Raw genomic sequence first — 10,261 nt, forward strand, 5'->3', positions numbered from 1 at the left:
GGCAAATACCAAATAATGCTTTAATAATATACTTGGAATCGAGCCAAGCTACCTATTTTACAGAAGTCAGAAGTATAGAGCTTTTGAAATGGCTTCAGCTATTAGTTAAGGATTTCTTGTAAAAACCGGGTTTCTTTGCGTAAGTCATAAATTAATCAGATTTTGGGTAAAAAATCTGATAAAAATATTTATACATCAATCAAAAACTTAAAAAATGAATGAAGAACAACGTCGAGCATACTGGCGTGCTAATACAGCATTAATCAGAAACTTGCTAATAGTTTGGGCTTTAGTTTCCATTGTTTTTAGCATTTTATTAGTCCAACCCCTAAATGCAATTCAATTTTTCGGTGTCCCCTTCGGTTTTTGGATGGCACAACAAGGTTCAATTTATGTCTTTGTAATCTTAATTTTTACTTATGCCATTCAAATGGATAAACTCGATAAAAAATACAACATGGACCAACTTGATCAAAAATCTAATACCGACAGGAGAGACTAAATGACTGTAGAAGTCTGGACATTTATACTCGTTATTATTTCCTTCATGGGTTATCTGTACATTGGATGGCGATCGCGAGTCAAAGATAGTAAAGGTTTTTTCGTCGCTGACCAAGGTGTACCTGCTATTGCTAATGGTGCTGCTACTGGAGCTGACTGGATGTCTGCTGCCTCATTTATTTCAATGGCGGGATTAATTTCTTTTTTGGGTTATGACGGTTCGATCTATCTGATGGGATGGACTGGCGGTTTTGTACTATTAGCACTGCTACTCGCCCCATACCTGCGGAAGTTTGGTAAATATACAGTTCCTGATTTTGTAGGCGATCGCTACTACTCAAATGTTGCCCGTATCGTTGCAGTTATCGCTGCTATCTTTGTCTCCATGACTTACGTTGCGGGGCAAATGCGCGGTGTCGGTATTGTTTTCAGTCGCTTTTTGCAAGTTGATATTGGTACTGGCGTTGTTATTGGCATGATTATTGTTGCCTTCTTTGCCATCTTAGGTGGAATGAAAGGCATCACTTGGACTCAAGTCGCCCAATATACCGTACTTATTGTTGCTTATCTGATTCCAGCTATTGCTATTGCGACAAAAATTACGGGTATTCCCATTCCTCAATTGGCTTTTACCTTCAGCGATATCGTCGAAAAACTGAATCAGGTTCAGGTAGACTTGGGTTTCCAAGAATACAGCGCTGCTTTTACCAACAAAAGTATGCTGGATGTTTTGTTTATCACTATTGCGCTGATGGTGGGAACTGCTGGTTTACCTCACGTTATTGTTCGTTTCTACACGGTGCCTAATGTAAGAGCTGCTCGATATTCTGCTGGTTGGGCATTATTGTTTATTGCCATCTTGTATACAACTGCTCCTGCTTTAGCTACTTTTGCCCGATATAACTTAATTGACAGTTTACACAACAAAACTTTGGAGGAAGTGCAACAGTTAGACTGGGCGACAAAGTGGAAAAATACAGGTTTATTAGAATTTACCGATAAAAATAATGATGGTAGCTTCCAACTAACTCCAGATATAGAGACTAACGAAATTAGGATCGACAGAGATATCATTGTTTTGTCTACTCCAGAAGTAGCTAAACTCGCTCCTTGGGTTATTGCGTTAGTGGCAGCAGGAGGATTAGCTGCTGCTTTGTCTACAGCATCGGGTTTATTGTTAGTAATTTCTAGCTCTATTGCCCATGACGTTTATTATCGAATGATCGATCCAGGAGCATCCGAGGCGCGACGGTTAATGGTAGGGCGGATCATGGTAGGGTTTTCTATTGCCATTGCTGGTTACTTTGGAGTTAACCCACCAGGGTTTGTTGCTCAGGTGGTAGCTTTTGCTTTTGGTTTAGCTGCTGCAAGTTTTTTCCCGGTAATTATTTTAGGAGTGTTTGATAAACGCACTAACCGAGAAGGAGCGATCGCTGGAATGGTAGTAGGTTTATTGTTTACTACTGCCTATATTATCGGTGTCAAATTTCTGGAAATGCCAACATGGTTTTTCGGAGTTTCTGCTGAAGGTATTGGCACTGTGGGAATGGTGTTAAATTTTATTGTGACTTTAGTAGTTTCTCGGATGACACCTCCTCCACCATTGGAAATACAAGAAATGGTAGAAGACTTGCGATCGCCTGTAGCTGTACCTGCTCCAATTGCAGATATTGGGGAGGAAGAGTTAGATTAAATTTAAAGGGGGAAGAAGTCCAGTAGGGTGTGTTAGCGCCAGCGTAACGCACCGAAAATTAACATTGTGGTGGTGCGTTACATTTCATTAACGCACCCTACTGGACTGACACAGCTAAAATGGTGCGTGACGAAGGATGACTGAATCCTTTTCTTCGTCTGAATTTAAGCCGTATAACACACCCTACTATTTTGCACAAAATTAGCTGTGTCGGTCTACTACTGGACAGTTTCACCTAAAATGGCGCATTAGCTTTTTTCGTAATCACCCCATCTCCCCATCTCCCCATCTCCCATTTTCTAATGCACAGTTTTAGCTGTGTCATTCCACTACTGGACTTTTTAGTGTGTTTGGTGTTTATCTCGTCAGCATGGACTGTCTTTAGTGGCAGAGCAATCCATAGCAAAACAAAATGCGAGCGCATTAGGTAAGCACCTAGCGCATTATGATAAAGCAAGCAGGGATAAAGTCTGATCTTCGTAAAATAACTCGATCGCCCTAAACTCCTGACGCAACAAATTTTCAACTTGTAATGTCGAACAGTTCCCAAGGCGAATCCAAATCACTTTCGGTGGATTTCCAAATACTAAACTCAGATCGTGCATATCAGCATCTTTCGAGACGATGATTAGATCGTTGTCTTTTGCATAATCCCAAACGATTGGGTCGATTTTTGCTTTCATTCCCACATCTCGAGCATGAAGCGAGTTTGGGAAAATATCGCTCAGACGGTTTGGTAATTTAGGCGATAGATTTTCATCAAAAAGTAATTTCATAGAGATAATGGGGCTGTCATAAACCGACGCTCGCGATCAGCAGCATAAGCAATGCAGGCTTTTAAATCTTCTCGCGTCAGATCGGGAAAATCGTCAAGAATTTCAGCTTCAGTCATCTCGGAGGCCAGGTACTCAAGCACTTCATAGACTGTAATCCGCAGGCCACGGACGCAAGGCTTACCACCACGTTTTTCAGGTTCAATTGTAATGATGTCTCGGTAGTTCATAAATTGGTATAGCGCTAGGCGCTAGGGAATAGGGAATAGGGAATAGGGAATAGTAAGCTGTCAAAGGGTTTTCCTAGGTCATGCTACGCAAACAGGATTTATCAATGTCCTAACCTTTGCTTCGACTGCTATATTATAGCGCTAGGCGCTAGGGAAGTCGAATAGAGATATAAAAAACTAAACTCTAAACGCCTATCGCATACACAATAACCGATCGCCCCTGACTCAATCCACAATTGTTACAATAAAGATACAAACTTTACATAACTGGCATCTCTCTAGCAGAACATTAAGATAAGCCTATACTTTGATTTTCATTTTGCTATTTGTACAAAGAGATAGTTTAGCTACTCAAAAACTTCGATTTTTGTCTGTCTTTTGTTTTAATTTCATCTAATTTTGTACAACAAAGCCTTGAAAATGTACTAAACTGTTCCCAAATGTCAACAATAATACCAATCAAATCCTATCCTCTAACCCCATGAGTCTAGAAGAAGCCTTAAAAATGGCCGATGAAATAGTCTTTGAAAAAACAGGCCAGCATTTAGACGATTTACAAAAAGCGGTATTGCAAGGAACTTTAAAACGCAAAAGATACAAGCAAATAGCTGAAGATTTTGACTACTCTGAAAGAGAGCGCTACTCATGTAGGTTGGGTTGAGGAACGTAGCTTGCTTCCCGTAAGGGTAACCCNTAAACTGTTCCCAAATGTCAACAATAATACCAATCAAATCCTATCCTCTAACCCCATGAGTCTAGAAGAAGCCTTAAAAATGGCCGATGAAATAGTCTTTGAAAAAACAGGCCAGCATTTAGACGATTTACAAAAAGCGGTATTGCAAGGAACTTTAAAACGCAAAAGATACAAGCAAATAGCTGAAGATTTTGACTACTCTGAAAGAGAGCGCTACTCATGTAGGTTGGGTTGAGGAACGTAGCTTGCTTCCCGTAAGGGTAACCCAACATAATATAGATACAGTACAGGTTTTTTTGGGTTGCGCTGTCGCTTAACCCAACCTATAATCTCTAAAATATTCTAAGTTAAGTTAAACTGGTAATGTAATATAAAAGTGATTCAGAAACAAAAATGCCTACACTTCAGATAGAAAACTTACCTAACGACTTCAAAATCAATCTCTCGGAGTTATTATCTCGTATCAAACCTGGAGAAGAAATTATTATTTTAAATCAAGGGGTGGCGATCGCGAAGTTGGTTCCCATTTCTCTCTCATCTAAGCGAATAGCTACTTTGGGACAAGATAGAGGAAAATTTCTTGTACCGCAAGATTTTAACGAACCTTTACCCGAAGAGATTACCGAAAAACTAAATAGTGTTTACAGTCAACACTCCTCGGACTTAGATGAGAATATTGCTATGATGCAGTTTAGGAGTTTGAAAGGTGAAGAGACGTGATAAAATGTTCACCAGTAAAGCTATAGGAGAACTTACTTAAAAATGGCAAAAATTACTACGGATGAATTACCACAAAGTTTACAGACTTTATTTATAGAAGTTGAACGCACAAAAACAGCACTAACTGTTATCCATGAAGGAAAGCCGTTAGTAATTATTTATCCTGCTGTTACCGAGACTAAACGCGCTCCCTGTGGCGTAATGAAAGGAACTGGGGAAATATTAGGGGATATAGTCGCTCCTGTTGACGAACCTTGGGAAGTGTTGGAATGAAATTGGAATGAAAATTCTACTTGATACTCATATTTGGCTCTGGTATTTACTTGACGATGCACGTTTATCGCTCCAACTTCTCCAGAGCGATCGCCGATCCTAATAACGAACTTTGGTTGAGTCCAATTAGTGTTTGGGAAGCACTTGTCCTTGCAGAAAAAGGACGGATATCTGTGCAACCCGATCCTGTTANTGTTGGAATGAAATTGGAATGAAAATTCTACTTGATACTCATATTTGGCTCTGGTATTTACTTGACGATGCACGTTTATCGCTCCAACTTCTCCAGAGCGATCGCCGATCCTAATAACGAACTTTGGTTGAGTCCAATTAGTGTTTGGGAAGCACTTGTCCTTGCAGAAAAAGGACGGATATCTGTGCAACCCGATCCTGTTACATGGATTAACTTAGCTTTACAAAGTTTAGAAACTCGTGAAGCTCAAATGAATCATGCTATTGCTATTTTAAGTCGTCAGGTTGTACTACCTCATAAAGATCCCGCAGACAGATTTATTGTTGCTACAGCTATTTACTATGGGTTAATATTAGCCACGGTTGATACTAATATTATAGCTAGTTCGGCAGTACAAACACTTAGTTAGAAAATCTTGTAGAGTCGCGATCGCTCATGTAGGTTGGGTTGAGGCACGAAACCCAACATAATAGATATATTATAGAGGTTTTTGTTGGGTTGCGCTGTCGCTTAACCCAACCTACAACTTTCTAGTCGCAATGACTTGGGTATAGTAATTATCCAGATTTGATATTGTAAATTTCTTGAGGACTTCAACAATGGAATTTGTACTTAGCTTGATAACACTTATTATTGTGTCAACTTTAATCATTTGCAACCAAGAAAGACAAGTTGTCAAGTTTGAAAAAGAAAAACTGCTACCGATCCTAGATCGTTTGTATCGTAATCCCAACTCTAGAGAAAAGCACCAGCAATTCATCCAAGCTTTAGGTGCTTTAGATGCAAAAATAAAAAAATACAAGGAAGGGTGGGGCAATGGTTATTCTTACACTCCTGGTAAATTAATCACTGAAAAGCTACTCAAACACACTTCCCAAAAACCTCAAGACATCCTAGCACACGAGAGAGTTTTAGAAGTGCTTAAAAGAGCTGACTCACCTAGTGATTTGATGCTTGAGGGAATGCTAAAACATCTGGCTGTATATCCTCAAGATCGACTAGCACATCAGCGGTTAGCTATATGTGCCAGCAAAGTACAACATCTACTACAAACTGACACTGATATAATCAATCCATTGATAGATTATCTGAATACAAATCCCTTAAATTCAGGTGTGCAGAAGATTTTTATGCAGTGTGTTACACATATAATGCTGCTTTCTGAGTCTGAGAGACAAAGAATCTATGACACAGCATTGGAGATTTTGCAAGATAATCCAGCAAGCTCTACAGCCAAACAATTTGTTTTAACTATAGGTAGATGGCATTTTGGAAAGTCTAGAAAAGGTGGAAAGCCAAGTATTTATGATGAACAGCGAATACAAAATGATATTTTGGCAAGAGTAAGCTAAAAATATTGATTACAACGTACTACTCCCTACTCCCTTATGAATACAGCCAGTAGGGTGCGTTAGGCGCTAGCCGTAACGCACCACTATTAGTTCAAAAATCACCTACCTAAAAAAACGGTGGGTTATGCTTTCCTAAAAACAACGGTGCGTTACGCTTCTACTGGCTAGAAAAATCAAATCCCAATTTAGACAATGAAAATTAGAGAGATTCTACAACAAAAGCGGGAAGAAATTCTCAACCTAGCTGCTCAACATGGAGCATCGAATATCCGAATATTTGGTTCAGTTGCACGAAATGAAGAGCGGGAAGATAGCGATATAGATTTTCTTGTGGATATGGAAAGCGATCGCAGTTTACTAGATCGTATTGGTTTAATCCAAGATTTAGAAGACCTTTTAGGGCGAAAAGTAGATGTGGCAACTGTTAAAGGATTACGCGAGTCTTTCCGAGAAAGAATTATGAGTCAGGCAATACCCCTATGACAGATGATAGAATGTATTTACAAGATATCCTCGATCGCTTCAGTCGCATTGAGGTTTACACAAAAGGAGGGAAAACAGAATTTTTACAATCATCTTTGATTCAAGATGGAGTGATTCGCTGTTTTGAAGTGATAGGAGAAGCAGTCAAACTCCTTTCTCCAGAATTAAGACAAACTTATTCAGATATTCCCTGGCGAAGAATTGCTGGATTTCGAGATGTATTGATTCATAACTATGCTGGAATAAACTTGGAGGAAGTTTGGAATGTAGTAGAATATAACTTACCAGACTTAAAATCGAAAATTGTACAAATTTTATCGAAATAAATAATGAGACTTGAAAATGCAAATCTATATACTGAATTCTATAAATAGTGAGTTATGCTTTCCTAAAAAAAACGGTGCGTTACGCTTTCCTACGGAATGCTGCGCAAACGCTTTTTCCTGACGGAATGCTCCGCAAACATGTCCCGCAGGGAAACACACCCTACTGGACTGACTAGGTGTCTGGATCTCTCCTGCTCCCCTGCTCTCCCACTCTCTTACTCCCCTACTCCCTACTCCCTACTCCCTAATTATGAATACAGAAACTTGGACATTTATCTTCGTAACAATTTCCTTAATGCTTTACCTCTACATTGGATGGCGATCGCGAGTCGAAGATAGTAAAGGCTTTTTTGTCGCCGATAGAGGTATACCTGCTATTGCTAATGGTGCTGCCACAGCAGCGGACTTTATGTCGGCGGTTTCATTTATTTCCATCGCAGGAGCAGTGTCAATTTTAGGTTATGATGGTTCTTATTATGTAATGGCAGCAACAGGAGGTTATGTACTTTTGGGTTTGCTGCTTGCTCCATATCTACGAAAGTTTGGGAAATATACCTTGCCAGACTTTATAGGCGATCGCTACTATTCTAATATTGCTCGTATCGTTGCGGTTATTGCTGCCCTCATCATATCCCTAACTTTTGTTATCGGGCAAATGCGAGGTGTTGGTATTGTCTTTAGTCGGTTTTTGCAAGTCCCTATTGAAGTTGGTGTCGTTATCGGCATGGTTATAGTTGCCTTCTTCGCCATATTAGGAGGGATGAAAGGCATTACTTGGACTCAAGTCGCTCAATACTTTATACTTATTGTTGCTTATTTGATACCAGCTATTGCTATTTGTAATGCTCTGACAAATATTCCAATTCCTGAATTAGCTTTTACTTTTGGTGACATTGTAGAAAAACTGAATCAAGTTCAAGTTGACTTAGGTTTTCCAGAATATACTGCTGCCTTCACCCAAAAAACTATGCTGGATGTTCTATTTATCACTATTTCTGGTATGGTAGGTCTTGCTAGTTTACCCCATGTTATTGTTCGTTTCTATACGGTACCTAACGTGAATGCAGCCAGATATTCTGTAGGTTGGGCATTNCTTTTGGTGACATTGTAGAAAAACTGAATCAAGTTCAAGTTGACTTAGGTTTTCCAGAATATACTGCTGCCTTCACCCAAAAAACTATGCTGGATGTTCTATTTATCACTATTTCTGGTATGGTAGGTCTTGCTAGTTTACCCCATGTTATTGTTCGTTTCTATACGGTACCTAACGTGAATGCAGCCAGATATTCTGTAGGTTGGGCATTATTGTTTATTGCCATTTTTTCGACAACTGTTCCTGCTTTAGCTGCTTCAGCGCGATACAATTTAATTGATAATTTACACAACAAAACTGTGGCGGAAGTGCAACAGTTAGACTGGGCGAGAAAGTGGGAAAATACAGGTTTGTTGGAATTTACCGATAAAAATAATGACGGTCGTTTGCAGTTGACTCCAGATACAGAGACTAATGAAATCATTTTCGACCCGGATATTATCACTCTCTCTACACCAGAAATCGCTAAACTCCCACCTTGGATAATTGCATTAGTGGCAGCAGGAGGATTAGCTGCTGCTTTGTCTACAGCATCGGGTTTGTTATTAGTGATTTCTAGTGCCATTGCTCACGATGTTTATTACCGCCTGATTAACCCAGAAGCATCAGAGTCACAAAGATTAATTTTGGGTAGAATAATGGTAGTATTAGCGATCGCCTTTTCTGGTTATTTCGGCATTAACCCCCCTGGTTTTGTGATTGAGATAGCAACTTTGGGAGTTGGTATCGCTGCTGCTACTTTTTTTCCAGCAATTATTTTGGGAGTGTTTGATAAACGCACTAACCGGGAAGGAGCAATAAGTGGTATGATAGTTGGTTTGGTGTTTACAACTATCTATATTATTGGTGTAAGATTCTATGGAATGGCGACATGGTTTTTGGGGNACCCCCCTGGTTTTGTGATTGAGATAGCAACTTTGGGAGTTGGTATCGCTGCTGCTACTTTTTTTCCAGCAATTATTTTGGGAGTGTTTGATAAACGCACTAACCGGGAAGGAGCAATAAGTGGTATGATAGTTGGTTTGGTGTTTACAACTATCTATATTATTGGTGTAAGATTCTATGGAATGGCGACATGGTTTTTGGGGTTATCCGATCAGGGTATCGGTACAGTAGGAATGTTATTGAATTTTGTTGTTACCTTGGTCGTATCTCGGATGACACTTCCTCCACCATTGGAAATACAAGAGATGGTAGGAGATTTGCGATCGCCTCTAGCAGCACCTGCTCCAATTAGCGATATTGGCGAAGAACAGTTAGATTAAAATGGTGCAATAGTAGGGGCGGGTTGGAAATTAATGAATAATGGATAACATAGAATCCGATTGAACACTCGTCATTGCGACGATAGGAAGCAATCTCAGGGTTCTCACGAGATTGCTATCCGTTCCGGAATGCTCCGCAAACCTTCCACGGAGTGTAAGTCGCAATGACTTGGGTATAGTAATTATCCGGTTTTGATATAATTCCTATTAGTTTGAAAGTCTCTTGGTAAAAAGAAGAAAAAAGTGCTAGGAGATTTCCGTACTTGATTTCTATCTCTTGGTTTTAACAAAAGGTGATGGCTTTGTTGTATGAAAGTAGCTATACACCATCCATTCCGCAGCTATATCGCTCTCTTTCGCGAATATTGATGTTCTATTCATCTATTGAACAATAGTTAGGGCGGGCTAATTCAACCTCAAAGCTTTAATTGGCAAAAGTTTCAGCCCCCTCCCACATCAACATTGATGTTCTATTTATNTAGGGCGGGCTAATTCAACCTCAAAGCTTTAATTGGCAAAAGTTTCAGCCCCCTCCCACATCAACATTGATGTTCTATTTATCTATTGTTCAATAGTTAGGGCGGGCTAATTTAACCTCAAAGCTTTAATTGGCAAAAGTTTCAGCCCCCTCCCACATCAACATTGATGTTCTATTTATCTATTGT

The 10,261-nt window shown here is 39.6% G+C and carries 13 protein-coding genes; 11 read left to right on the forward strand and 2 right to left on the reverse strand.

Annotated elements, in window-relative coordinates; translation table 11 throughout:
* The first annotated feature begins 214 nt into the window (after positions 1-214).
* Both AFK68_RS25025 and AFK68_RS25030 read left to right on the forward strand, forming a co-directional pair.
* On the forward strand, positions 215-502 hold the full coding sequence (locus tag AFK68_RS25025; RefSeq protein WP_094676011.1) for a DUF4212 domain-containing protein: 288 nt from the start codon (positions 215-217) through the stop codon (positions 500-502).
* Entirely contained in the window at positions 503-2,194 is a 1,692-nt protein-coding gene (locus tag AFK68_RS25030) for a sodium:solute symporter family protein (RefSeq protein WP_094676013.1), read from the forward strand. It begins immediately after the preceding gene.
* Between the two features lie 443 nt (positions 2,195-2,637).
* Here the strand turns inward: AFK68_RS25030 and AFK68_RS25040 are convergent, their stop codons facing one another.
* Together AFK68_RS25040 and AFK68_RS25045 are read right to left on the reverse strand one after the other, a co-directional pair.
* The gene (locus tag AFK68_RS25040; RefSeq protein WP_094676017.1) at positions 2,638-2,970 is read right to left on the reverse strand and encodes a DUF5615 family PIN-like protein; all 333 of its coding nucleotides are present in this window, start codon (positions 2,968-2,970) and stop codon (positions 2,638-2,640) included.
* Positions 2,967-3,197: a DUF433 domain-containing protein gene (locus AFK68_RS25045; protein WP_094676019.1), complete on the reverse strand. Its 231-nt coding sequence runs from the start codon at positions 3,195-3,197 to the stop codon at positions 2,967-2,969. Before AFK68_RS25045 ends, AFK68_RS25040 begins: the two co-directional genes overlap by 4 nt.
* Positions 3,198-3,678: 481 nt before the next feature.
* On the opposite strand from AFK68_RS25045, the gene AFK68_RS25050 reads away from it, so the two are divergent.
* The 9 genes from AFK68_RS25050 to AFK68_RS42555 form a co-directional block, all read left to right on the forward strand.
* The gene (locus AFK68_RS25050; RefSeq protein ID WP_210407611.1) at positions 3,679-3,858 is read left to right on the forward strand and encodes a hypothetical protein; all 180 of its coding nucleotides are present in this window, start codon (positions 3,679-3,681) and stop codon (positions 3,856-3,858) included.
* Between the two features lie 426 nt (positions 3,859-4,284).
* The gene (locus AFK68_RS25060; protein ID WP_143438235.1) at positions 4,285-4,611 is read left to right on the forward strand and encodes a type II toxin-antitoxin system Phd/YefM family antitoxin; all 327 of its coding nucleotides are present in this window, start codon (positions 4,285-4,287) and stop codon (positions 4,609-4,611) included.
* A gap of 42 nt (positions 4,612-4,653) precedes the next feature.
* Positions 4,654-4,884 carry a prevent-host-death family protein gene (locus tag AFK68_RS25065; protein WP_094676021.1) on the forward strand — a complete coding sequence of 77 codons (231 nt, stop codon included), beginning with the start codon at positions 4,654-4,656 and terminating at the stop codon, positions 4,882-4,884.
* Between the two features lie 260 nt (positions 4,885-5,144).
* Positions 5,145-5,486, forward strand: coding sequence for a type II toxin-antitoxin system VapC family toxin (locus AFK68_RS25075; RefSeq protein WP_246844449.1), 342 nt, complete (start codon positions 5,145-5,147; stop codon positions 5,484-5,486).
* A 190-nt stretch (positions 5,487-5,676) separates the two neighbouring features.
* Positions 5,677-6,429, forward strand: coding sequence for a hypothetical protein (locus AFK68_RS25080; protein WP_094676022.1), 753 nt, complete (start codon positions 5,677-5,679; stop codon positions 6,427-6,429).
* Between the two features lie 192 nt (positions 6,430-6,621).
* Positions 6,622-6,912: a nucleotidyltransferase family protein gene (locus AFK68_RS25085; RefSeq protein WP_094676024.1), complete on the forward strand. Its 291-nt coding sequence runs from the start codon at positions 6,622-6,624 to the stop codon at positions 6,910-6,912.
* On the forward strand, positions 6,909-7,238 hold the full coding sequence (locus AFK68_RS25090; RefSeq protein ID WP_094676026.1) for a DUF86 domain-containing protein: 330 nt from the start codon (positions 6,909-6,911) through the stop codon (positions 7,236-7,238). Before AFK68_RS25085 ends, AFK68_RS25090 begins: the two co-directional genes overlap by 4 nt.
* A 250-nt stretch (positions 7,239-7,488) precedes the next feature.
* Positions 7,489-8,330: VC_2705 family sodium/solute symporter (locus tag AFK68_RS25095; protein WP_256386649.1), on the forward strand; the 842-nt coding region annotated here is incomplete at its 3' end.
* Positions 8,331-8,342: 12 nt separating this feature from the next.
* A partial coding sequence (locus AFK68_RS42555; RefSeq protein WP_371357551.1) for a VC_2705 family sodium/solute symporter occupies positions 8,343-9,215 on the forward strand: 873 nt, incomplete at its 3' end.
* Between the last annotated feature and the right edge of the window lie 1,046 nt (positions 9,216-10,261).

The organism is Hydrocoleum sp. CS-953 (assembly GCF_002260545.1).
Taxonomy (GTDB): domain Bacteria; phylum Cyanobacteriota; class Cyanobacteriia; order Cyanobacteriales; family Microcoleaceae; genus Trichodesmium.